This is a genomic window from Fulvimarina thalattae (genome assembly GCF_040239565.1).
GTDB lineage: Bacteria > Pseudomonadota > Alphaproteobacteria > Rhizobiales > Rhizobiaceae > Fulvimarina.
Genome location: NZ_JBEHWS010000002.1, coordinates 28,715 through 51,085 on the forward strand (window position 1 = coordinate 28,715; position 22,371 = coordinate 51,085).

Here is a 22,371-nt window from a genome sequence, read left to right on the forward strand (position 1 = left end):
GCAGCCACACGTGAAACCCCTCACCCGAAAAGTCCAGTGAAGACCTGATCACGGGCGATGCGTACAATAGCCGCTTGGTCAGTAAATTGCCTTGGCATGCCAGAAAGACTGTCCTAGTCTCAGAGCACTGCGCATGAGGGGAGACATGTGAGCTATGGGACTAGAAACAGGTCTCGATCGAGAAAGACTGTTCACTCGCCATGCTCTTCGACTCCTGAAAACTCGCAAAGACTTCCTGACAACATCCCGAAGGTGCAATCCATGAAATTTCTCTTCGCATCAACCATTCTGGCCGCGGGCCTCTTCGGCGCGGCGACATCGGCGTCCGCCCAGGAATGCGACGTCACCATCTCCAACATGAACTGGGCCTCGGCCGAGGTGATGGCGGCCATCGACAAGCTTATCCTCGAAGAGGGCTACGACTGCTCGGCAAATCTCATTCCGGGCGACACGATGCCGACTTTCGCCTCCATGACGGAAAAGCAGCAGCCCGACGTGGCACCGGAAATGTGGGTGAATCAGTTCCGCGAACAAATCGATGCCGCCGCCGAGGAAGGCACGGTGAAGTTCGGTGCTGAAGTGCTGTCCGATGGCGGCGAGGAAGGCTTCTGGATTCCGAAATATTTTGCCGACGCCCATCCCGAGATCAAGACGGTGGCCGACGCCTTCGCCAATCCCGACCTCTTCCCCTCGTCGGAAGATCCGTCCAAGGGCGCGTTCCACAACTGCCCATCTGGCTGGGGCTGCCAGATCACCTCGGCCAACCTCTTCAAGGCGTTCGATGCCGAGGAGCAGGGCTTCGTCATCGTCGATACCGGATCAGCCGCAGGCCTCGACGGCTCGATCGCCAAGGCCTTCCAGAACGAAGAGCCGTGGCTCGGCTATTACTGGGCCCCGACGGCCGTTCTGGGAAAATATCCGATGGTGAAGCTCGACTTCGGCGTCGAGCATGACCCCGAGGAATGGCAGAACTGCACGACCGTCGCCGATTGCGAAGACCCGAAGAAGAACGCCTGGACGAAGTCCGAGGTCTACACGATCGTCACGCCCAAGGTCGAAGAGATCGGCAATGGCGTTCCCGAGTACTTCAACAATCGCTCCTGGACGAACGACGTCGTAAACCAGCTTCTTGCCTGGAAGGACGACAACCAGGCCACGGGTGAGGACACCGCCTACTACTTCCTCGAAAACAACGAGGACATCTGGAGCGAGTGGGTGAGCGACGAAGCGGTCGAGAAGATCAAGTCCGCGCTCTGAGTGCCTGAAGTGAGTGCGCTCGTTTCGACCCGATGGGCGGCAAGCGAGCGCCTCACGAACCATGGCGAGACGATCATGTCGGCAGCCTGACGGCGGCCGACATTTTTTCGCGTCTCCCATCATGATCAAGAAGAGCCAGCAAAAACGATGATCCGGCACTTACGAACGACCGGCACCAGGAGACCTGCCCCTTGGATTGGCTGACTGAATTCCCGCAGATACCCGGGCGCGATCTGCGGCAGCTTTCCCGCGCCATCGACCAGCAATATCGCGCATTCTCTCGCGCATGGGGCGATTCGATCGAGGCATTCTTCCGCCCGCTCCTCGATTTTCTGCTCTGGTTCGAGAACCTTCTGCTCTCGACGCCATGGTTCATCATCATCGGCGTGCTTGTCGCGATCGTCTGGTTTGCAAGCCATTCCAAGCGCATCACGATTGGCACCGCGATCGCGCTCGTCCTGATCGGCCTCTTCGGAATGTGGGAGCCGACCATGCAGACGCTCTCGATCATCGTCGTCTGCACGCTGCTCTCGATCGTCATCGGCATGCCGATCGGCATCGTGATGTCACGGTCGGACAAGGTTCAGGCGGTGGTCAATCCGATCCTCGACGTCATGCAGACCATGCCGTCCTTCGTCTATCTCATTCCCATCGTCATGCTGCTCGGCATTGGGCTCATCCCGGGCCTCATCGTTGTGGTGATCTACGCCATGCCGCCGATCATCCGCCTCACCAATCTCGGCATAAGGCTGGTCGACAAGGAAGTGCTTGAAGCGGCCAATGCATTCGGTTCTTCCAACTGGCAGAAGCTCGTACAGGTGCAGCTTCCGCTGTCGCTCCCGACCATCATGGCCGGCATCAACCAGACGATCATGATGGCACTCGCCATGGTCGTCGTCGCCTCGCTTATCGGCGTCAGAGGCCTTGGCCAGCCGGTGCTTCAGGCGATCACCAACCAGTATTTCACCCAAGGCGTCCTCAACGGCATGGCGATCGTCGCGATCGCCATCATCTTCGACCGCGCGAGCCAGGCTTACGGCAAGCGTCTCCAGCGCCACCGGGAGGCTGCCCATGGATAAGTCCGCGATTTCCGTCCGCAACCTCTACAAGATCTTCGGTCCCAACGACCGCGCGCTGGTCGAAAAGGTGAAAAAGGGGATGTCGAAGACCGACCTCCTCGCCGAGCACAACCACGTGCTGGGGCTGAAAAACATCAATCTCGACATGCCGGCCGGCGCGGTCCAGGTCGTGATGGGGCTGTCCGGCTCGGGGAAGTCGACCCTCATCCGTCATCTCAACCGGCTGATCGAGCCCTCGGCGGGCGAGGTCTATGTGGGTGACGACGACGTCCTGAAAATGTCGGCCAAGGAGCTGCGCGAGTTCCGCCGGCACCGGATCTCCATGGTCTTCCAGCGCTTCGGCCTCCTGCCGCACAAGACGGTGATCGACAACGTGGCCTACGGGCTGGCGGTGATGGGAAAATCCGCCAAGGAACAGCGCGATGGCGCGATGGGCTGGATCGAGCGCGTCGGCCTCAAGGGGTATGAGGACAATTACCCCGCCCAGCTCTCCGGCGGCATGCAGCAGCGCGTTGGTCTCGCCCGCGCGCTGGCGACGGACGCCGATATCCTCCTGATGGACGAAGCCTTCTCGGCGCTCGATCCCCTCATTCGAACCGATATGCAGGGCGTGCTCCTCGACCTCCAGAAGGACCTCCACAAGACCATTGTATTCATCACGCACGATCTCGACGAGGCGCTTCGACTTGGGGAGAAGATCGCGATCCTGCGCGATGGCGAGATTATCCAGCAGGGCACCGCCCAAGAAATCGTCCTGCGCCCGGCCGACGACTACATCGAGTCTTTCGTAAGAGAGGTGAACCGGGGTCGCGTGGTTCAGGTCGAGACCATCATGGAGCCTGCGCCTGAGGGCGTGAGTACCGAAGGCCTCACGGTCGAAAAAGGCTCGATCATCGAGACGGCCGCAAGGCTGATGAGCGAGGCGGACGTCACCAGCGCCATCGTCACCGAGAACGGCAAACCCGTCGGCCGCGTTACCATGCGCCAGATCATGGCCGCCGTGGCGACGCCGAACCTGAAGGAAGCGCTGGCGGCATAAAGGAGCGGCTATCCGATCGATCTCGTATCCACGCAGTGTCGCACCAACAGGTCTAGCCTCTTTCGCTCATACGCTTTTGAAGCCAGACGCTCTCATTCGTGGTAAACCGCGCGAAAACCAAACCCTTCGGAGACCGGCTGCATGAACGAGCCAATCAAACTCTATTTCAACGCGCGCAGCCGGGCGGTAACCGCGCGCTGGATGCTCGAAGAGGTCGGCGCAACCTATGAGCTCACGCCGATCGACTTCGAGAAAGGCGAACAGCACAGCGCTGAATTTCTGGCTCTGAACCCGATGGGCAAGATCCCAACTCTTGTTCTTCCAAGCGGCACAGTGGTCACGGAAACGCCCGCGATCCTTCTGACGCTTGCGGATCTCTTTCCAGCAGCCGGCCTCACTCCGGACATCGGGACCGACGAGCGCGCGCTCTGCTATCGTTGGCTATTCTTCGGCGGAAGCTGCTTCGAGCCTGCCATGACGATCGAAATGGCGGCAAAGCTGAAAGAGCCTCTACCGCCACAGATGGTCGGCTGGGCCGATTGGAAGCGTGTTCTGGACACGCTCACGGCACAACTTTCCGATCATTCCTATCTGTGTGGCTCAGCACCCAACGTTGCCGACATCTTTATCGGTGCACAGCTGATCTGGGCGCGCATGTTCGGCGCACCCGGCATCACGGACAATCCGGTTCTGTCGGCTTATGCAGATGGAATGGCGGCGCGCCCAGCGTGCCGAAAAGTCTTCGAGTTCGGATGAATTCTGGCCAAGCGCTTCTCTAAGAGAATTACTGCCCCCGCTTCTCAAGCCATTCGCGCATCTGATCGATTTCAACCTGCTGACTGGCGACGACATCCTCGGCGAGCCGGCGGGTGAAGTCGTCCTTGCCGTATTGGAGAACGATCTTCGCCATAGCGACAGCGCCTTCGTGATGGGGGATCATCGAGCAGACGAAGGCGACATCGGGATCGGAGGCCATGGCACCTTCCATCATCGGAGCGTGGGTCTTCATCATCGCATCGCGATAGGCGGACTGGGCCTCGCCGACCGGTGCATCTCCGTCCCCTGCCGTACCTTCCACGGCTGCCATGGCGTCTTCGGTCTTCGCAGCCGCTTCGCCGTCAGCTGCCCGAGAAGCATTGCATGCCGCGGGCAGCGCCTCCGGTCCAGAGCCGCCGCCCATTGCATGTTCCTCGTGGTTCATACCCTGATGTGCCGATGGCTCACTCGTCTGGGCGTAAACGCTTCCGCCTGAAGTTCCAGCAAGCAAGAGCGCTGAGAAGAGGATGCGGGTCGATGTCGACATCGTGACTTGTCCTTCAATGTGCCCAACGACCGACGGCAAAGATTGCCGTCGAACGATTTGTACACTTGAGAACGTCTCGGCTGCGGCGGAATCACGGCGAAGGCGATCACGTCACCGACATCGACCGGCCGGTTATTCGCTCGACATCGTGACCGTCTCGCGCCGCGCCGCCAGTTCCGCGTCCCGCCGGGTCCGCTTCTGAAATTCGCGCCAGGAGAACGGGATCGAAATGAAGTAGAAAAAGGCGGTCACCGTCAGCGTTTCCCAGAAGAAGCTGATCAGGGTCGTGACGTAGAGAACGGCGACGAGGATGATGGGGATCGCATAGGTGCGCGGAATGCGCAGGCCCGCGCCTTTGCCGGACCATGTCGGAATGCGGCTCGACATCAGAAGCCCGACGAAGACAAGATAAACGGCCGAAACGCCGGCCGTGAAATCCGGCACGCCCAGATCGGGCCCGATGAAGCCGACATACATCGGCAGAAGCGCAAGCCCCGCGCCCGCCGGGGCCGGCACGCCGACGAAGAAGGCGCCATGCCATTTCGGCCGCTTGGGATCATCAAGCATCGTGTTGAACCGAGCGAGGCGGAGCGCACAGCCGGATGTGTAAAGCAGCGCGCAGATCCAGCCGAAGGAACCCGCCTCGTGCAGGACATAGCTGTAGAGCACCAATCCCGGCGCAAGACCGAAATTCACGATGTCGGCGAGTGAATCCATCTCCGCGCCAAATCGGCTTTGCCCCTTGAGGAGCCGCGCGATGCGCCCGTCGATCCCATCGAGAAAGGCCGCACCCAGGATCATCGCGACGGCAAGTTCGTAGCGACCTTCGAAGGCGAGGCGCACGCCGGTCATCCCGGCGCAGATGGCAAGGATCGTGACGAGGTTGGGGACGATCTGCCGGATCGGAAGGCGCCGGCGAGACTTGCCGTCGTCGTCGTCCGGTTCGCCCGGTGCGAAGGGCGGGAAGAAGTCTTCGAGCGACATCAGCCTCGCCTCACATCGTAGGTCGAAAGCGTCTCTCCGAATTCGGCAAGCACGGTTTCACCGGCCAGCGCGCGCTGACCTTCGGCGACCCTAGGCACGAAGCCCGGCGGGCAGTAGATATCGAGCCGCGAGCCGAAGCGGATCAAACCGAAGCGCTCGCCGGTCTGAAGTCCATCACCCGTCTTCGACCAGCAGATAATGCGCCGCGCGACCAAACCGGCAATCTGGGCGACACCAACCGACCCATGAACGCTGTCGATCACGAGGGAATTGCGCTCGTTCACCTCGCTCGCCTTGTCGAGCTCGGCATTCTTGAACGAGCCCTTGCTGTAGACGATTTGCCGGATCGGCCCCGCCACCGGGGCGCGATTAACATGGCAGTCAAAGACGTTCATGAAGACCGAGATGCGCAGCATCGGCTCTTCACCGAGGTCGAGTTCTTTGGGCGGAGCGATGTGGCCGACGAGCGAGACATGACCATCCGCGGGGCTGACCACCAGATCATCCGAGACCGGAGTCACGCGCTCGGGATCGCGGAAGAAGTAGGCGCACCAAGCCGTCAGCACGAGACCGATCCAGAAGAGCGGTTCCCAGAGAAGGCCGAGAAGGATCGAGGCTACGAAGAAACCGGCGACAAAGGGCCAGCCCGCTCGATGAACGGGAACGAGCGCATTTCGGATGGAATCGATGATGTGCAAAGTAATGGCGCCGTGGGTTCGGTGGTTGCGTTTGACGACAACATAAGCCGCATGCCGCACTTATGCAGCCCTTCCCATTTCGGCTTTTAGCTCTTCGAACCCGTCATGGATCGCAAAAAGGCGCTCAACTCCTGAGAAACGGCGGTCACGCGCACCGCGTCATAGCCCCTCCGTGTAGCCAGCTTGTCGAGCTGGAGGAGAACAGATAAGACCAAAGTCAAGAGCCCATTCGCACAAATAGTAAAATTTGTCTCAATATATCATGAAAAGCAAGATTCTCGGTATCCTCATCGCATTTTTCATGATCATCGGCGCCATCTTGGCCGGTTATTGGGACATGCTGGAAAGCGAGCGCGCGGAACTGCGAAATATCGCTCAGCGCGCCCTTGATCGCTTCTCGACATCCGAAGAGGGAACAGATCCCTCCGCTGCTGGCGACAACCGCAACACCGGAAATGGCAGTCAGGCAACTGCAAGCTCCGACGAGACGGACGACACGTCGGACGGACAGGAGAGCACTGCGGACAGCGCCCAAGGAGAAGGCGAAGAGGTTAATAGTACTGCGGCCAGCCAACAGGCCGCGGATGGTGGCGGAAACGAAGGCTCGGCAAGTTCGGATCAGGCCGTTACAGATGGTGAAGAGGACGACTCCTTAGATGTCGCTTCCGGAGCTGCAGGAGACACTGCCGAGGAAAGCACCTCGAATCGGGCCGTCGAGGCGGATGAAGCCGACGCCAGTTCGTCGCAGACCGAAACGAGCGACGGCGCGGCAACGGACACTTTGGAGGCGTCGGATACCGCATCCAACGAGGCTGATGCCGATACGCCAGAGGCAACAGAATCTGAGGCAGAAGTAGCGCCGAAGGAGCCGGCCGAAACGGCTACCGCATCCGATCTCTCGGAAAGGCAGGCCGCCCAAAGCACGAAAGGCAGCGCGTCAGAACGACAGGCCGACAATTCGTCAGACGCAGCGCGCGCTCAGGACGGCGTTGCTGCGGCGAGCGGGTCTCGGGAGAGCGAGGCGAGCGATAGCGTTGCGTCGAGCTCCGATAACGAGAACTCCGAACCGAACGAACGCAACGCGGACACCGCATCGGCAGATACTGAAAGCCCATCCGACGTCGCTTCCAACGAATCCAGATCGTCGGATGACAACCAGCAGAACGGTTCGTCCGCCGCATCGGATACAGCTTCGGCGGCCTCCGAAGGCTTCGACGAAATGGCACAGTCGGGCATCGACGGAAAAGCGACGCCAGAAGCACCGAGCGAGGCGGGCGATACTACCGACGAGAGTGACGTGGTCATGCTGCCGCTCACGCCGAGCGAGGGCGGCGATGTGGAAGCCGTTTCGAACGACCGGCTGCGTTTCGACGTCCTCAGGGTCGAGCCCGACGGCTCGATGGTCGTCGCCGGTAAAGGCCCGGCGAACAGCACGATCTATCTCGAAGATGGCGGCGAGCGGATCGGCTCGGATACCTCCGGCACGAGCGGCGACTTCGTGGTGATCCTGTCGGACGGGCTCGAAATCGGCGCTCATGCGATCAAGCTCGTTGCCGAAACCGAGGACGGCACACAGGCCGTTTCCGAGGAGACGGCGATCATCGACGTGCCCGACCGAGGCCAAGAGGATCAGTTGCTTGCTCTCGTCGAATCGCCCGACGAGCCCTCGCGCCTCATCGACATTCCCGTCGCCGACCCATCCGCCACTGCTGATTCGAGTGATGCAGAAACCGGCACCAAGGCGGCAGAAGCTGGATCGAGCCCCGGAGAAGCTACACAACAAGCAACAGCGTCCGAATCGTCCAGCAGCGAGCAGGACCAGAGTGCGTCGGAACCATCCTCGAGCAGCGAAGACGGGTCGGCCGAGACCGCCTCCTCCGCTGAAGTCAGTGCATCTGCAGCCGAAAGCAGCGGCGGGGCCGAGCCTGCATCTGACAGCCCGGAAATGCTGACCGCCGAGACACCGACCTCGACAGACAGAAGCTCTGACAAGTCAGCCGATGTAGTGTTTCTCCCCCGCGAAGACTCGGGCTCGGCACCGTCCCCACAGCAGGAAGAGTCGAATGCCCTGCGCGTCGAAGCGATCGAAATCGAGGGCGAACGGATATTCATAGCCGGTGTATCCCCGAGCGGGTCGAACATCCGGGTCTACCTCGACAACGAACTCCTCGCGGAGTCGCGCTCCGTCGGCTCCGGACGCTTCCTGATCGAAGCGGCGAGTTCGATCGCCGTCGGAGACCACACGGTGCGCGTCGATCAGCTCGATGATAGCGGCGATGTCGAGGCGCGCGTCGCCGTGCCGTTCATGCGGCCTGATTCCGGTTCGATGTCAGCCGTCTCCCCTTCGGTAGATCTTTCCCAAGGCGGCAGCGACACGGCACAAGCAAGCGATAGCCCGGCACAGACGGATAACTCGGAAAACGAGACGAATTCGGGTGAGAGTGCTGGCGCAGACGGGATGAGCGAAGGTTCGGCTCAGTCGAATTCCGAGCCTTCAAACGTCCCCTCCGGCGACGCCGCAGCATCCACACCAAGCAGTTCGGAGAGTCCTGAGACGATATCCGGCACGCCCAGCGAGGGAGACGAATCCGCCGCCAGCGAGACGCCGGTGTCCAGCGATTCGTCTTCACAAGACGCCGACGCGGTTTCGCAGTCGTCGACTGATGGCGACGAGTCCCCAGCTACTGTCGACGCAGGCTCGGGAACCACCGCACACGAAAGTTCGAGCGATTTACAAACCGGCTTGGCTGACGATAAGAGCGGCCAGTCGGACAAGAACGCGTCCTCATCATCCAACACGAATACGGACCTCTCCGAGACGTCCGTATCCGACGGCGCTTCGGCAGCTGCTTCGAACGCGGGAAATACTTCGCCCAACACTTCGAATTCGGCGGAGCCGTCCGGCGAAGCTACCGCTGACGCTTCCAGCGACACGCAGCCGGACGAAACCCGATCGAACGGCCCGGCCGCTGACGAAAATTCCGGGAGCCAGACGACACCGGCCACCTCCCCCGAAACCGCGACAAGCGTGCCGGAGCAAGGCGATGAAGGGGCAGCGGCTGCGGATCGAGAGCCGCAAAACGAGACAACCGAAGCCGGCTCATCTCAGGACTCAGGCCTGACCGGCGATGCGCTTGCGGACGCCCTGACCCGGCGCGGGCCGCCTGATGATCAGACCAAGATCGTCGCCTCCTCGTCCGCGTCTTCGAAAGAAGACGACGCTTCCAGCCAGTCCACCGGCTCGGACACTAGCGCCGCAAGCAGCAGCACCGAAAACACCGGCATGAGCTCCACGGCAGAAAATGCCAGCGGTCAAGCGGCGGATACTTCGGCGGAACGAGAGGCTACCACCGATTCAGAAACGGCAAGCGAGCCCGATCGAGAGAGCGCTTCGGCCACCGCAAACGGCCAGACGGATTCCGGCGGCACCGAAGTTGCGGCTCTGGACAACGACTCGACGGAAAATGCCGGCGAACCGGCGAGCGCGCGCAACCGCGACAGCCTGCAGGACTATTCCGTGCCGACGCGCATCCAGGCACCTCTCGAAACACGCGCCGGCCGCGTCCTGATCCGCAAGGGCGACACGCTCTGGCGCATTTCGCGGGACAATTACGGTGAAGGCACGCGCTATACCGTCATCTATCTCGCAAATGGCGATCAGATCCGCGATCCCGACCTGATCTATCCCGGCCAGATCTTCCGGATGCCGTCGAAAGCGAATGCCGAAGATCCGCCTTCGCCGAAGCCCCAGAAATAGGGCGTCGGCTGCCTCCCCACTTATCGGCGCTTCGCGGATTGACGGTTGGAGCGTCAGGGTCCACTTAGAGTCTTTCTAATCTACGGGCGCCTATGGCGTCCTTTCGATCCCGCCCTGATCCCCGCATTCGAGACCTCGAGCAGCCTATTGTCCTCCCAGCAACGGACAGTCTCCGGCGACAGCGGCAAGACGCTGTCGACGATCAGAAATCTCTGGCCTTACATGTGGCCGGACGACCGGCCGGACCTGAAGCGCCGGGTCGTCATCGCCGGCATATTCCTCGTCGCGGCAAAGCTGCTCACTGTCGGTGTTCCCTACTTCTACAAATGGGCGACGGATGCCCTCGATGGCGCCAACACGGCCTATGACTGGCTACCCATCATCCTCACTGGCGCGATCACGCTGGTGGTCGCCTACAATGTCGCGCGGGTAATCGCCGTCGGCCTCAATCAGGCGCGGGATGCGCTGTTCGCCAGCGTCGGCCAGTACGCCGTTCGCCGCCTCGCCTTCCGTACCTTCGTACACATGCACCGGCTATCCCTACGCTTCCATTTGGAGCGGCGCACGGGCGGGCTTTCGCGCATCATCGAGCGCGGTACGAAGGGCATCGAGTCGATCGTCCGCTACACGATCCTCAACACGCTGCCGACGATTCTCGAATTTGCGCTGGTCGCACTCATCTTCGGCTTTGCCTACGGCCTCGCCTACATCGCCGTCATCGCGATCACTATCGTCCTCTATGCATGGTTCACGATCAAGGCGAGCGACTGGCGCATCGCCATCCGCCGGAAGATGAACGATTCCGACACCGAGGCGAACACCAAGGCGATCGATTCGCTGCTGAACTTCGAGACCGTCAAATATTTTGGCAACGAGGCCATGGAGGCCCGCCGGTTCGACGAATCCATGGCCAAATACGAGGTCGCGGCCACCCGCATCTGGACCTCGCTCGGCTGGCTGAACTTCGGCCAAGGCATCATCTTCGGCCTCGGCATGGGCGCGGTGATGGTGATGTCGGCGTTGGAGGTGCGCGCCGGAACGCAGACGCTGGGCGATTTCGTCTTCATCAACGCCATGCTGATGCAGCTTTCGATCCCGCTCAACTTCATCGGCTCGATCTACCGCGAAATCCGGCAGGGCCTCACGGATATCGAGGCGATGTTCGACCTGCTGGCGGTGAAGGCAGAAGTGAAAGACCGGCCCAACGCACCGCCGCTCGACGTCTCCGATGGCACGATCCGCTTCGAGAACGTACGCTTCGGCTACGATCCGGAGCGCGAAATCCTGAAAGGCGTCTCCTTCGAGGTGCCGGCCGGCAAGTCGATCGCCATCGTCGGGCCGTCAGGAGCGGGCAAATCCACCATCTCCCGGCTTCTTTTCCGCTTCTACGACGTCGGCTCTGGCCGCATCACCATCGACGGGCAGGATATTTCGCGGGTGACGCAGGAGAGCGTGCGCGCGGTCATCGGCATCGTCCCGCAGGATACGGTGCTCTTCAACGATACGATCGCCTATAATATCCGCTACGGCCGAACCGATGCTTCGGAAGCGGAGGTCCAGCGCGCCGCCGATCTTGCCCAGATCGGGGATTTCATTCGCTCGCTGCCGGCAGGTTTCAAGTCGATGGTCGGCGAGCGCGGACTGAAGCTCTCGGGTGGCGAGAAACAGCGCGTCGCGGTGGCCCGCACCATCCTCAAGGCCCCGCCCATTCTCGTCCTCGACGAGGCAACGAGCGCGCTCGACACCCACACGGAAAAGGACATCCAGTCCGCCCTCGATCTCGTCTCGAAGGATCGTACGACGCTGACAATCGCCCATCGCCTGTCGACGGTGATCGGCGCGGACGAGATCATCGTCCTCAAGGCCGGTGAAATCGTCGAGCGCGGCAGCCATCGCGAGCTTCTCGCCATGGACGGTCTCTACGCCGAGATGTGGACCATGCAGCGCGAGGCGACCGAGGCGGAAGAAGCCTTACGCCGCGCCCGCGAGGCCGACGAGATGGGCGTAATCGAGCGCAAGCCCGCCCCGGTCAGGGTATCCTGACGCGCTTCTTCAAACCTTGCCTTTCATCGCAGACCGTTGCGGCAGGCGGGCTGGCGAGCTATCGAGAGACCGAAATGGTGCCGGGTCGCATATTATGGGCCGGCCCACCCTGTTCGCCGCGCGTTTGAGGAGTTGAGAAAAAAGTGCCGCAGCGTCTCAACATCGCCGATCCCGATTTCGAAGCGGACTTTGCCGCGCTGATCGACGGCAAACGGGACGCCTCGACTGATGTCAGCGACCGGGTGCGCGGGATCATCGCCGATATTCGCAAACGCGGCGACGCGGCCCTCATCGAACTGACGCGCACGCTCGACTCGCTCGATGTCGATCGCGCCGATGCCCTTCGGGTCGATGCTTCGGAGATCGAAGCCGCGTGGGCAAATGCTGACGAGGTGACCAAAGAGGCACTTCGCACCGCCCATGACCGCATCCGCTCCCATCATGAGCGCCAGCGCCCGAAGGACGACCGCTACACCGACAGTCTCGGCGTCGAGCTTGGCAGCCGGTGGACGCCGGTGGAATCGGTCGGGCTCTACGTGCCCGGCGGCACGGCGAGCTATCCGTCCTCGGTGCTGATGAACGCGGTGCCGGCCAAGGTCGCGGGCGTGAAGCGCATCGTCATGGTTGCGCCGGCGAAGGAAGGCGTTCTCAATCCGCTGGTTCTGGCCGCCGCCCATCTCGCCGGGATCGACGAAATCTATAAAATCGGCGGCGCTCAGGCCGTCGCGGCGCTCGCCTACGGCACAGAGACAATCGAGCCCGTCGTCAAGATCGTCGGCCCGGGCAATGCCTATGTGGCTGAGGCCAAGCGGCAGGTCTTCGGGCGCGTCGGCATCGACATGATCGCTGGGCCTTCGGAAATCCTCGTCATCGCCGACGGCGAGAATGACGCCGCCTGGATCGCCGCCGATCTCCTGAGCCAGGCCGAGCACGACACCGCCGCACAGTCGATCCTCATCACGGACGATGCCGATTTCGCCGGCAAGGTCGAGATGGAGATCGAGCACCAGCTCCAGAGCCTGCCGCGCACAGCCGTCGCGCGGGCGAGCTGGGAGGACAATGGCGCGACCATCACCGTCGGTTCGCTGATCGATGACGCGCCGGCGCTCGCCGACCGGATCGCGGCGGAACATCTGGAAATCGCGACGGACGATCCCGAAGCGATATCAGATCGTATCACCAACGCCGGCGCGATCTTCCTTGGGCGCTACACGCCGGAAGTGATCGGCGATTATGTGGGCGGATCGAACCACGTCCTGCCGACCTCCCGCTCGGCACGCTTTTCCTCCGGTCTCTCGGTGCTTGACTTCGTGAAGCGGACATCGATCCTGAAGCTCGGTCCCGACCAGCTGAAGGCGCTCGCGCCGGCTGCGATGGAACTGGCGCGGGTCGAGAGCCTTGATGCCCACGGCCGTTCGGTCGGAATACGCGTGAACCTATCGGGGCGAGAGAGCGACCATGGCTGACGATTCCCACGGGCGGCTGATCGATGTCGAACTCGACGAGAGCATCGGGCGCACGACGCCCGACATCGAGCACGAGCGCAATGTCGCGATCTTCGACCTGATCGAGGAGAACCAGTTCGATCCGGTGGGCGCGCCCGACGGCGGCAAGTTCAAACTGAAACTTTCGATCGCCGACAAGCGCCTTGTCTTCGATATTCGCGGCGAGGAAGACGAGCAGCTCGTCACGCACATCCTGTCCCTCACCCCGTTCAGGAAGGTGATCAAGGACTACTTCATGATCTGCGACAGCTATTATGAAGCGATCCGGTCCTCGACGCCCCAACAGATCGAGGCGATCGACATGGGCCGCCGGGGCATCCACAACGACGGCTCGGAGACCCTGCGCGAACGCCTTTCGGGCAAGATCGAGGTCGACAAGGACACCGCCCGGCGGCTCTTCACCCTGATCTGCGCTCTCCAGCGGCGGGGCTGATCTTTGATCCTCGTTTCGCATCTCGGGTGCCCCGCCGCCCTCGCGGTCGAGGCAGAGGCGGTGAGCTAGCAATGGCGGACAGTTCTGCCGGCCGCGTCACCTCGGTGCTGTTCATGTGTGGGATGAACTCGATCCGCTCGCCGATGGCCGCAGCGATCGCAGGCCGCATTCTGTCGCGCGGCACCTATATCGCCTCGGCCGGCGTCAGGGCCGGCGAACGCGATCCCTTCGTCGACGTGGTGCTGGAGGAGAACGGCCTCGATCTCGGCGGGCACAAACCACATCTCTTTGAGGATCTGGAAGACGGCTATTTCGATCTCGTCATCACCATGGCCCCGGAGGCCCACCATCTGGCTCTCGACACTATGGGCGCGACCTATTCGGATGTCGAGTTCTGGCCAATGCCCGATCCATCGGTCGCGACGGGCACGCGCCAGCAGATTCTCGACGCCTATCGCGATCTTTATAAACGCATCGAAAAGCGCCTGATCGAACGCTTCAGCTAAGACACCCTATCGGCGAAATTTCGCCCTCGCCTCGTAAAGGCGCGAGAGCACGATCGCGGCGCTGGTCGCGACATTCAGGCTGTCGACATCGGGCTCCATTGCGATCCGCACACCGCGCGCGCGGTCGAGAATGTCCTGCGGGAGGCCAGGGCCCTCCGCGCCGACGACGAAGGCGATGCTTCCGGCCGGATCGAAATCGTCGAGCGTTTCATCGGCATGAGGCGTCAGCGCAATCGGCGTATATCCAGCCGTCTCGACTGCCGTGATCAGATCACCCGCGCCGCCAAACCGGCACCAATCCTCGGTGAGGACCGTACCGACCGAAACCCGCAAAGCCTTGCGATAGAGCGGATTGCAGCTCGTTTCGTCGAGCATGACGCCCGCAACTCCGAACGCCCGCGCATTGCGGAACAGTGCGCCGACATTGTCGTGGTTGGCCATGCCGATCGCAACAAGGATAGGCCCCGGCCGGTCTCTAGCAGCCTGGACCACATCGGCGGCGGTGCGCTCCGGCATCGTGTCGACCCCATGAGCCAAAACCCCGCGATGCATCGGAAAGCCGGCAATCCTGTCGATCAGTTCACGTTCGACGACGTAAACCGGACAATCCTTGGGCAGACGCGCAAGGCGGTCCGCGATCCCCTCGAGTCTGTTGCGAAGCACCAGAACCGAGCTCGGCCTGAATCGCGCGCTCAACGCCAGCTGATCGAGAACGACGGTCCCTTCCGCGATAAAGCCGTGCCGCCCGGTGAGATCGCGTTCGCGGATATCCCGGAATGCCGCAATCCGCGGGTCCGCGGGGTCTGTGACCGGCGCGATCGCGCCGCTCTGTTCGAAAAGGTTCGACTGGCTCATGCAGTCGGTCTAGCGAAAGCCGGCCCTGAAGCAAGCGGACCGTCTTCTGGCTAGGTTACCGCCTCAGGCGCGCAACGACTCGAGCGGCCGGCTTGTGTCGGCAGATATCAGTGCCTCCGGCCGGACCTCTTCCGTTGCATCCATGAAGATGTCTGCACAGGCGGCCCAACTGAATTGCGCCGCGCGCGAAAGTGCGTCGACCCGGTCGAGCTTGAGCGCGTCGAGACAGGCGGCTCGCAGGTCGTCAGAGATACATCCGGCACGCGATTGACCGAGAACGTCCAGCGGACCCGGCTCGGCGTAGGCCGCAAAAGGTGTGCCGCATGCGATGGCTTCCAAAAGAACGATCCCGAAGGTGTCCGTCCGCGAAGGAAAGACGAAGACATCGGCTGACGCATAGTAGCGCGCCAGCGTCTCGCCGGTCTGAAGTCCGGCAAAATGGACGTCCGGATATCGCGCCATCAACTCGGTCCGGCTCGGCCCGTCGCCGACGACGAGCTTGGAACCGGGCAGATCGAGATCGAGGAAGGCTTCGATATTCTTTTCAGGCGCGAGCCGCGACACGGTAACGAAGATCGGCCGCGGCAGATCGAGCGGCAGCGGAGGATAGGGTTGAAAGACCCTGCGATCCACGCCGCGGGTCCAGGTGACGAGATCGCGGAATCCCCGCGCCTCCAGTTGACGCTTCATCATCTCGGTCGGCACCAGACAGGCTGTCGATGGCGCGTGAAAGCGCCGGAGCCATGCGTAGGACCAGCTTTGCGGCACTGGCGCGCGGGCACTCAGATATTCCGGAAAGCGGGTATGAAAACTCGTGGTGAAGGCGAGGCGCTTGTTGAGGCATGCCCGCCGCATGGCGCTTCCGACCGGGCCTTCGGTGGCGATGTGAATATTGGTCGGTCGAAACGCCTCGATCCGCTCCGCCGCCTTGCCCGCTGTCGCAAGCGCGAGGCGGATGTTGGGATAGGTCGGACATGGAAGCGTCCTGAAGTCGGCTGGAGAGAGAACATCCGTCTCGTGCCCGCGCCGTTCGAGCTCCTGCCGAAGATGGGACAGCGTCCGCACGACGCCGTTCACCTGCGGCTCCCAGGCGTCCGTTGCGATCAGGTAGCGTCCCATCAGGCGGCCTCCCCCTGGCGCTTTTCGTCAGAGCGCGACCGAAGCGGAAGCCGGTGAACATTGCCCGCCTCATGTTCGTCCCGCAGAACTTCGGCGAAGCGGATCAGTTCGAGCGTTCCGTCGAAATGCTCGGCAACGGCGGTGCAGCTTTCGACCCAATCGCCCGTGTTGACGTATTCGATACCGCTGAAGGTCTTGAGCTCGGCATGGTGGATGTGACCGCAGATCACGCCGTCGCAGCCATGCCGGTCGGCTTCCGATGCAAGGGCTTCCTCGAAGGCCCCGATGAAGCTGACGGCGTTCTTGACCTTCAGCTTGGCCCAGGACGAGAACGACCAGTAGGGAAAGCCGAGACGACGACGAATCTTGTTGAAGACGACGTTCAACGCGATCGCAGCGTCATAGGCCCAGTCGCCGAGATAGGCGACCAGACGCCAGTTCTTGACGACGATATCGAACTCATCGCCGTGGATGACCAGGAGACGGCGTCCGTCGGCCGTCGTGTGCACATCGTTCTGGCGCACTTCGACGCCGCCGAAATGCTGGCCCGGAAAGCTTCTCAGAAACTCGTCGTGATTGCCGGGAATGTAGACGATCCGCGCACCCTTGCGCGCCTTGCGCAGGAGCTTCTGAACGACGTCGTTATGGGCCTGCGGCCAGTGCCACATGCGCTTCAGCCGCCAGCCATCGACGATATCGCCGACGAGATACCAGGTCTCGGCCTCGTGCCGGCGCATGAAGTCTATGAACATGTCGGCCCGCGCCGCCTTCGATCCGAGATGGATATCGGAGACGAATAGAGTGCGGAAACGTCGGGGTTCGGTCGATGAAGCCATGTCGCAATGCGTCCTCGTTCTGCAACCGTGACGCTCTCGCTCTGCGCGCGTTCGATTACACCCGTGTGACGCCGTTCCGGCGTTTTGTGGAAAGCCCGCAACACAAGCTCAGGCAAAAATCGACAGGCAGAATTGCTAGCCGGTGATATTGCCTTCGCTCCGGCGTTGGCTTCCGCGAACTATGGCCCTATCCTTCGGCACCAAAAGAACCGAATACTGGGGAACGGAAACATGGCATCCAGCGGCGATAGCGAACGTCTGTCCGAAGGCGATCTCGACCAGCAGGCGATCTTCTACCACCGCAATCCGAAGCCCGGTAAGCTCGCCATCCAGGCGACGAAGCCGCTCGGCAACCAGCGCGACCTTGCGCTCGCCTATTCTCCCGGTGTCGCCGCGCCCTGCCTCGAAATCGCGGAAGACCCGCAGAAGGCGGCCGACTACACCAGCCGCAGCAATCTCGTCGCGGTCATCTCCAATGGCACGGCCGTTCTCGGCCTCGGCGATATCGGCCCCCTCGCCTCGAAGCCCGTGATGGAAGGCAAGGCGGTCCTCTTCAAGAAGTTCGCCGATATCGACGTCTTCGACATCGAGATAGACGCCAAAGAAATCGATCATGTCTGCGACGTGGTCGCGGCGCTGGAGCCGACCTTCGGCGGCATCAATCTCGAAGACATCAAGGCACCCGAATGCTTCGAGATCGAATCGCGCTTGCGCAAGCGCATGAAGATCCCGGTCTTCCATGACGACCAGCACGGCACCGCGATCATCGTCGCGGCAGCGGTTCGCAACGCGCTGCGTCTGTCGGAAAAGAAGCTGGAGGACGTGAAGATCGTCGCCTCCGGCGCGGGCGCAGCCTCGCTTGCCTGTCTCAACCTCCTCGTCGAGTGCGGCGCAAAGCGCGAGAATATCCTCGTCACCGATCGCGAAGGCGTCGTCTACGAGGGCCGCAACACGGGCATGGACCCCTGGAAGGCGAAATACGCCCGCCAGACCGAAAAGCGCACGCTCGAAGATGCAATCGACGGCGCCGACATCTTCCTCGGTCTCTCGGCCGCCGGCATCCTGAAACCTGAACTCCTCAAGACGATGGCGAAGGACCCGCTGATCCTCGCCCTCGCCAATCCGATCCCGGAGATCATGCCGGATCTCGCCCGCGAGGTACGGCCCGATGCCATGATCTGCACCGGCCGTTCCGATTATCCGAACCAGGTCAACAACGTCCTCTGCTTCCCCTTCATCTTCCGCGGCGCGCTCGATTGCGGCGCGACGCACATTACCGAGAACATGAAGATGGCAGCGGTCGACGCCATCGCGGCACTCGCCCGCGAGAACGTCAACGAGGTTGCGGCCAAAGCCTACGGCTCCGGCACGCCGATCTTCGGTCCGGAATATCTTATCCCGACGCCGTTCGATCCGCGCCTGATCCTCAAGATCGCGCCAGCAGTCGCAAAAGCCGCAGAAAAAGAGGGCGTTGCGAGCCGACCGATCGAGGACATGAACCAGTACATCGAGCAGCTGAACCGCTTTGTGTTCCGGTCCGGCCTCATCATGAAGCCGATCTTCAAGTCCACCCAGGACACCGATCATCGCGTAATCTTCGCCGACGGAGAGGACGAGCGGGTGCTGCGCGCATCGCAGGTCCTGCTCGAAGACCGCGTCTGCCAGCCGATCCTCGTCGGTCGCCCATCCGTTATCGAAAGCCGGCTCAAGCGGTTCGGCCTGTCGCTCGTGCCCGGAAAGGATTTCCAGGTCGTCGATCCGACGGACGATCCGCGCTATCGAGAATATGTCGATTCCTACTTCGCCAAGGTCGGCCGCAAGGGGATCTCGCCCGATTCCGCGCGCACGATCATGCGCACCAACTCGACGGTTATCGCCGCGACCGCCGTCACCCGCGGCGAGGCCGACGCCCTCATCTGCGGGCTGGAAGGGCGTTATCCGCATCATGTTCGAGATATCAGCCAGGTCATCGGGCTAGAGCCCGGCGTCCGGCGCTTCGCAGCGCTCAGCGTGCTCATTGCCCAGCAGGGCACGAAGTTCTTCGTCGACACCTATGTCCAACGCTGTCCGAGCGCCGAGGACATCGCGGAAATGACGATCCTGGCGGCAGAGGAGATCAACCGCTTCGGCATTACGCCGAAAGCTGCGCTCGTCTCGCACTCCAATTTCGGCACGGACGATACAGAGGATACCCGCAAGCTGCGCAAGGCGCTTGCGCTCATCCGCGAGCAGTGCCCCGAACTCGAAATCGACGGCGAGATGCACGGCGATGCCGCCCTCAATGCCGCAATGCGCGACCGGACGATGCCGGACTCGACGCTCACCGGAGAGGCGAATCTTCTCGTCTTCCCCACCCTCGATGCGGCCAACATCACCCTTAACGTCGTGAAGACCATGCTCGAAGCGCTGCATGTCGGACCGATTCTTCTGGGGACAAACTCGCCAGCTCACGTGCTGACGCCATCGGTCACTTCGCGCGGTGTCGTGAACATGGCGGCGATTGCCGCTGCTCAGGTGGTTCAGAACACGAGGGAAAGTACCGGCGGCTAACCATTATCGGGGCAAAACCGCATTTTTCGGTCGTTCACCTTGCCGTCAGGCTGATTTCGCGGGCGGATTGGTGTAGGATAAGATACTGAAATTAAACACGGCGAGGGTGGACAGCGCCTCCGCACTGTCTAGTTTCTTTTTCGATCCGTTCTAAAGAAGACCTCTGTGTGGTGACGCTTGCCCATGGCCACGAAATTTTATCGGATCGTCTCGCGTATGCTCCTCGCATTCAGTGTGTTCTTCGCGGGCATGATCCCCATGACGCCGGTGCCGGTTCAGGCGCAATCTGTCCTTGAACGGCTGTTCGGCGCTCCGACAGCGGCCCATCGCCAAAAGATCGGCCGTGCCGCTCCACAACGACAAGTCAAACGCAAAGTCATTCGGAAGCGAACGGTCAAGCGGTCGACGAAACGGCATCGTCAGTCTGCCAGCCGTTCGTCGGGATCCTCATCGCGGTCCAGAAACCGAGGCTCCGTTTCGAAAGCGTCATCGCGCGGCTCGAGCTACACCTACCGCACACTTTGCGTGCGCAAGGCCGACGGCTACTTCTTCCCCGTAAGCTTCTCGACGACGCAAGACTATTTCGATCGCGACCTCGAATCCTGTGAGGCCCGCTGCCCCGGAGCCGATGTCGACCTCTATTTCCACCGCGTCCTGCGTGAGGAAGCAGAGAATATGGTCAGCCACTCGACAGGCGAGAATTACACGGCGCTGGAAACGGCCTTCACCTACAAGACCAAGGGCATCGATGCGCAAGCGGCCAAAGCCTGCGAGATCGAGCCTGAACCGGCTTTCAAGATCGAGGTCGCGGATGGCCTCGGCGATTTGCCTTTCGAATCGGCGATCCCACTCCCAATCCGCCGACCAGACCCGGAAGAAGTTCTGGTGAGTGATCTGAGGGGCGGCAGCAGAGATGTCGCCGAGGTATCCGGGCGTCAGAAGGTCATCCGCCGAGTCGGACCACGATTCTTTCCCGACCAATAAGCGGAAGGAGCGCGGCCAGTTCCGGGCCGTGATCGAGGCCCGTCAGAGCAAGCCTCAGAGGCATGAACAGCGACCGGCCCTTGCGGCCGGTTTCTTTTTTGAGGTCGGTCGTCCAGGCCTTCCAGGTGTTTCCATCGACCGCACCTTCGGGCAGGCGCTCATGCGCTGTCTTCAGAAACGCCTGATCATCGGCGCCGATGTCTTCCTCGCGCTCGATGTCGCCATAGACAACGTTCCGCCAGAAGCCGGTATCGCGCACCTTCGCGCAATTGGCCCGCACCGCCAGCCAGAACGCCTCGCGTTCGCTATCCGGAATATCGAAGGTCGCGAGACGGTCGGCGACATCTGGATAGGCCAGCGAGTGCACAATCTCCTCGTTCAGCCGATCGAGTTCGGCCGGATCGAATTTCGAAGCCGAGACGGAAACCTCGCCGAGGTCGACGCGCTCTGCCAACGCATCGAGCTCCCGCACGGCGTCGATCGATCCCGACAGACCGACGAGCGTCGCCAACGAAGCGACCGCCATCGGCTCGTAGCCTTCCTCGCGCAAAGTCTTGATCGAAAGTGATCCGGTTCGCTTCGAAAGCCCCTCCCCGCCGATCGTCGTGATGAGATTGTGGTGCCCAAAGCGCGGCGCCGTCAGCCCCAGCGCCTCGAAAATCGGTATCTGAACGCCGGTATTCGTCACATGGTCGTCACCACGGATGATGTCGGTGATGCCGACTTCGCCATCGTCGACGATCGATGGAAGCGTATAAAGATAGCTGCCATCGGCGCGGATCAGCACGGGGTCGGACAGCGAAGCGAGGTCGACTGTCTGGGGCCCGCGCACCAGATCGTCCCAGTGCACCTCGGTTCGCTTGGTGATCGCCGGATCGCCGTCGTGATTAGGCAGGAGGAAGCGCCAGTGCGGCTTTCGTCCTTCTGCCTCCAAGGCGACCTTCTCCTCAGGCGAAAGGCGTAGTGCCTCACGGCCGTAGACCGGAGGCAGCCCCCGCGCCGCAAGCCTCTTGCGTTTGCGGTCCAGTTCCTCAGGCGTCTCATAGCAGGGGTAGAGCAACCCCAGGCTCTTCAGCCTCTCAGCCGCGTCGTCGTAACGCGCGACCTGTTCGGACTGGCGCAGGATGCGATGCGGCGCGATCCCGATCCAGGCGAGATCGGCCTCGATCTGATCGGCGAATTCCCGCGTCGAGCGCTCCTGATCGGTGTCATCGAAGCGCAGCACGAATTCCCCGCCGCGGCTCTTGGCATAAAGCCAGTTGAACAGCGCGGTTCGGAGATTGCCGATATGAATGAAACCCGTCGGAGACGGAGCGAAGCGGAGGATGACGGTCATGAGCGAGCCGATTACCAGACCTTTCCGATCACGCGCAATCGTTCGCGGCGTGCGTTGTCAGGGCTCCGCTATTCCCCACATGACGCG

General features: G+C 61.9%; 18 protein-coding genes. 11 read left to right on the plus strand and 7 right to left on the minus strand.

Annotation, left to right across the window (positions count from 1 at the left end; genetic code table 11):
* Nucleotides 1-261: 261 nt before the first annotated feature.
* From ABRA89_RS03120 to ABRA89_RS03135, 4 genes are all read left to right on the plus strand, one after another.
* The gene (locus tag ABRA89_RS03120) at nucleotides 262-1,257 is read left to right on the plus strand and encodes an ABC transporter substrate-binding protein (RefSeq protein ID WP_349940002.1); all 996 of its coding nucleotides are present in this window, start codon (nucleotides 262-264) and stop codon (nucleotides 1,255-1,257) included.
* Between the two features lie 191 nt (nucleotides 1,258-1,448).
* Nucleotides 1,449-2,336, plus strand: coding sequence for an ABC transporter permease (locus ABRA89_RS03125; protein WP_349940003.1), 888 nt, complete (start codon nucleotides 1,449-1,451; stop codon nucleotides 2,334-2,336).
* On the plus strand, nucleotides 2,329-3,375 hold the full coding sequence (locus ABRA89_RS03130) for a quaternary amine ABC transporter ATP-binding protein (protein ID WP_349940004.1): 1,047 nt from the start codon (nucleotides 2,329-2,331) through the stop codon (nucleotides 3,373-3,375). The genes ABRA89_RS03125 and ABRA89_RS03130 overlap by 8 nt, the downstream gene beginning before the upstream one ends.
* Before the next feature lie 141 nt (nucleotides 3,376-3,516).
* A complete protein-coding gene (locus ABRA89_RS03135; protein ID WP_349940005.1) occupies nucleotides 3,517-4,131 on the plus strand; it encodes a glutathione S-transferase family protein in 615 nt (204 codons plus the stop codon).
* 28 nt (nucleotides 4,132-4,159) lie between these two features.
* Here ABRA89_RS03135 and copM read toward each other — a convergent pair whose 3' ends face one another.
* From copM to ABRA89_RS03150, 3 genes are all read right to left on the minus strand, one after another.
* Nucleotides 4,160-4,678 (minus strand): CopM family metallochaperone, encoded by a 519-nt coding sequence (gene copM / locus ABRA89_RS03140; RefSeq protein ID WP_349940006.1) that lies wholly within the window; start codon nucleotides 4,676-4,678, stop codon nucleotides 4,160-4,162.
* Nucleotides 4,679-4,810: 132 nt separating this feature from the next.
* Entirely contained in the window at nucleotides 4,811-5,662 is an 852-nt protein-coding gene (locus ABRA89_RS03145; protein WP_349940007.1) for a CDP-alcohol phosphatidyltransferase family protein, read from the minus strand.
* Nucleotides 5,662-6,366, minus strand: a complete 705-nt coding sequence (locus tag ABRA89_RS03150) for a phosphatidylserine decarboxylase (protein WP_349940301.1) — start codon at nucleotides 6,364-6,366, stop codon at nucleotides 5,662-5,664. Before ABRA89_RS03150 ends, ABRA89_RS03145 begins: the two co-directional genes overlap by 1 nt.
* 256 nt (nucleotides 6,367-6,622) lie before the next feature.
* Here ABRA89_RS03150 and ABRA89_RS03155 point away from each other — a divergent pair, with 256 nt between their 5' ends.
* The 5 genes from ABRA89_RS03155 (at nucleotide 6,623) to ABRA89_RS03175 (ending at nucleotide 14,604) form a co-directional block, all read left to right on the plus strand.
* A complete protein-coding gene (locus tag ABRA89_RS03155; RefSeq protein WP_349940008.1) occupies nucleotides 6,623-10,117 on the plus strand; it encodes a LysM peptidoglycan-binding domain-containing protein in 3,495 nt (1,164 codons plus the stop codon).
* 147 nt (nucleotides 10,118-10,264) lie between these two features.
* Nucleotides 10,265-12,160 carry an ABCB family ABC transporter ATP-binding protein/permease gene (locus ABRA89_RS03160; RefSeq protein ID WP_349940009.1) on the plus strand — a complete coding sequence of 632 codons (1,896 nt, stop codon included), beginning with the start codon at nucleotides 10,265-10,267 and terminating at the stop codon, nucleotides 12,158-12,160.
* Nucleotides 12,161-12,303: 143 nt separating this feature from the next.
* Nucleotides 12,304-13,626 (plus strand): histidinol dehydrogenase, encoded by a 1,323-nt coding sequence (hisD, locus tag ABRA89_RS03165; protein ID WP_349940010.1) that lies wholly within the window; start codon nucleotides 12,304-12,306, stop codon nucleotides 13,624-13,626.
* Nucleotides 13,619-14,098: a UPF0262 family protein gene (locus ABRA89_RS03170; protein WP_349940011.1), complete on the plus strand. Its 480-nt coding sequence runs from the start codon at nucleotides 13,619-13,621 to the stop codon at nucleotides 14,096-14,098. The genes hisD and ABRA89_RS03170 overlap by 8 nt, the downstream gene beginning before the upstream one ends.
* A 71-nt stretch (nucleotides 14,099-14,169) precedes the next feature.
* The gene (locus ABRA89_RS03175; protein ID WP_349940012.1) at nucleotides 14,170-14,604 is read left to right on the plus strand and encodes an arsenate-mycothiol transferase ArsC; all 435 of its coding nucleotides are present in this window, start codon (nucleotides 14,170-14,172) and stop codon (nucleotides 14,602-14,604) included.
* 6 nt (nucleotides 14,605-14,610) lie between these two features.
* On the opposite strand, the gene ABRA89_RS03180 is transcribed toward ABRA89_RS03175, so the two are convergent.
* The 3 genes from ABRA89_RS03180 to ABRA89_RS03190 all read right to left on the minus strand — a co-directional run bounded on the left by ABRA89_RS03180 (nucleotide 14,611) and on the right by ABRA89_RS03190 (nucleotide 17,414).
* The gene (locus ABRA89_RS03180; protein WP_349940013.1) at nucleotides 14,611-15,459 is read right to left on the minus strand and encodes a TrmH family RNA methyltransferase; all 849 of its coding nucleotides are present in this window, start codon (nucleotides 15,457-15,459) and stop codon (nucleotides 14,611-14,613) included.
* Nucleotides 15,460-15,522: 63 nt separating this feature from the next.
* Nucleotides 15,523-16,578 (minus strand): glycosyltransferase family 4 protein, encoded by a 1,056-nt coding sequence (locus tag ABRA89_RS03185; RefSeq protein ID WP_349940014.1) that lies wholly within the window; start codon nucleotides 16,576-16,578, stop codon nucleotides 15,523-15,525.
* Nucleotides 16,578-17,414, minus strand: coding sequence for a UDP-2,3-diacylglucosamine diphosphatase (locus ABRA89_RS03190; protein ID WP_349940015.1), 837 nt, complete (start codon nucleotides 17,412-17,414; stop codon nucleotides 16,578-16,580). The genes ABRA89_RS03185 and ABRA89_RS03190 overlap by 1 nt, the downstream gene beginning before the upstream one ends.
* Before the next feature lie 231 nt (nucleotides 17,415-17,645).
* On the opposite strand from ABRA89_RS03190, the gene ABRA89_RS03195 reads away from it, so the two are divergent.
* Both ABRA89_RS03195 and ABRA89_RS03200 read left to right on the plus strand, forming a co-directional pair.
* Nucleotides 17,646-19,964 (plus strand): NADP-dependent malic enzyme, encoded by a 2,319-nt coding sequence (locus tag ABRA89_RS03195; RefSeq protein ID WP_349940016.1) that lies wholly within the window; start codon nucleotides 17,646-17,648, stop codon nucleotides 19,962-19,964.
* Nucleotides 19,965-20,222: 258 nt separating this feature from the next.
* Nucleotides 20,223-20,948, plus strand: coding sequence for a DUF2865 domain-containing protein (locus ABRA89_RS03200; protein WP_349940302.1), 726 nt, complete (start codon nucleotides 20,223-20,225; stop codon nucleotides 20,946-20,948).
* On the opposite strand, the gene gltX is transcribed toward ABRA89_RS03200, so the two are convergent.
* Nucleotides 20,908-22,284 carry a glutamate--tRNA ligase gene (gene gltX / locus ABRA89_RS03205; RefSeq protein WP_349940017.1) on the minus strand — a complete coding sequence of 459 codons (1,377 nt, stop codon included), beginning with the start codon at nucleotides 22,282-22,284 and terminating at the stop codon, nucleotides 20,908-20,910. The genes ABRA89_RS03200 and gltX overlap by 41 nt on opposite strands.
* Nucleotides 22,285-22,371: the final 87 nt, after the last annotated feature.

Coding starts and splice junctions, on each gene's coding strand:
- ABRA89_RS03190 (WP_349940015.1), bottom strand. CDS start 17,414: ATGGCTTCATCGACCGAACCCCGACGTTTCCGCACTCTATTCGTCTCC.
- ABRA89_RS03120 (WP_349940002.1), top strand. CDS start 262: ATGAAATTTCTCTTCGCATCAACCATTCTGGCCGCGGGCCTCTTCGGC.
- ABRA89_RS03180 (WP_349940013.1), bottom strand. CDS start 15,459: ATGAGCCAGTCGAACCTTTTCGAACAGAGCGGCGCGATCGCGCCGGTC.
- ABRA89_RS03135 (WP_349940005.1), top strand. CDS start 3,517: ATGAACGAGCCAATCAAACTCTATTTCAACGCGCGCAGCCGGGCGGTA.
- ABRA89_RS03145 (WP_349940007.1), bottom strand. CDS start 5,662: ATGTCGCTCGAAGACTTCTTCCCGCCCTTCGCACCGGGCGAACCGGAC.
- ABRA89_RS03175 (WP_349940012.1), top strand. CDS start 14,170: ATGGCGGACAGTTCTGCCGGCCGCGTCACCTCGGTGCTGTTCATGTGT.
- copM (WP_349940006.1), bottom strand. CDS start 4,678: ATGTCGACATCGACCCGCATCCTCTTCTCAGCGCTCTTGCTTGCTGGA.
- gltX (WP_349940017.1), bottom strand. CDS start 22,284: ATGACCGTCATCCTCCGCTTCGCTCCGTCTCCGACGGGTTTCATTCAT.
- ABRA89_RS03155 (WP_349940008.1), top strand. CDS start 6,623: ATGAAAAGCAAGATTCTCGGTATCCTCATCGCATTTTTCATGATCATC.
- ABRA89_RS03200 (WP_349940302.1), top strand. CDS start 20,223: ATGACGCCGGTGCCGGTTCAGGCGCAATCTGTCCTTGAACGGCTGTTC.
- ABRA89_RS03195 (WP_349940016.1), top strand. CDS start 17,646: ATGGCATCCAGCGGCGATAGCGAACGTCTGTCCGAAGGCGATCTCGAC.
- ABRA89_RS03170 (WP_349940011.1), top strand. CDS start 13,619: ATGGCTGACGATTCCCACGGGCGGCTGATCGATGTCGAACTCGACGAG.
- ABRA89_RS03185 (WP_349940014.1), bottom strand. CDS start 16,578: ATGGGACGCTACCTGATCGCAACGGACGCCTGGGAGCCGCAGGTGAAC.
- ABRA89_RS03130 (WP_349940004.1), top strand. CDS start 2,329: ATGGATAAGTCCGCGATTTCCGTCCGCAACCTCTACAAGATCTTCGGT.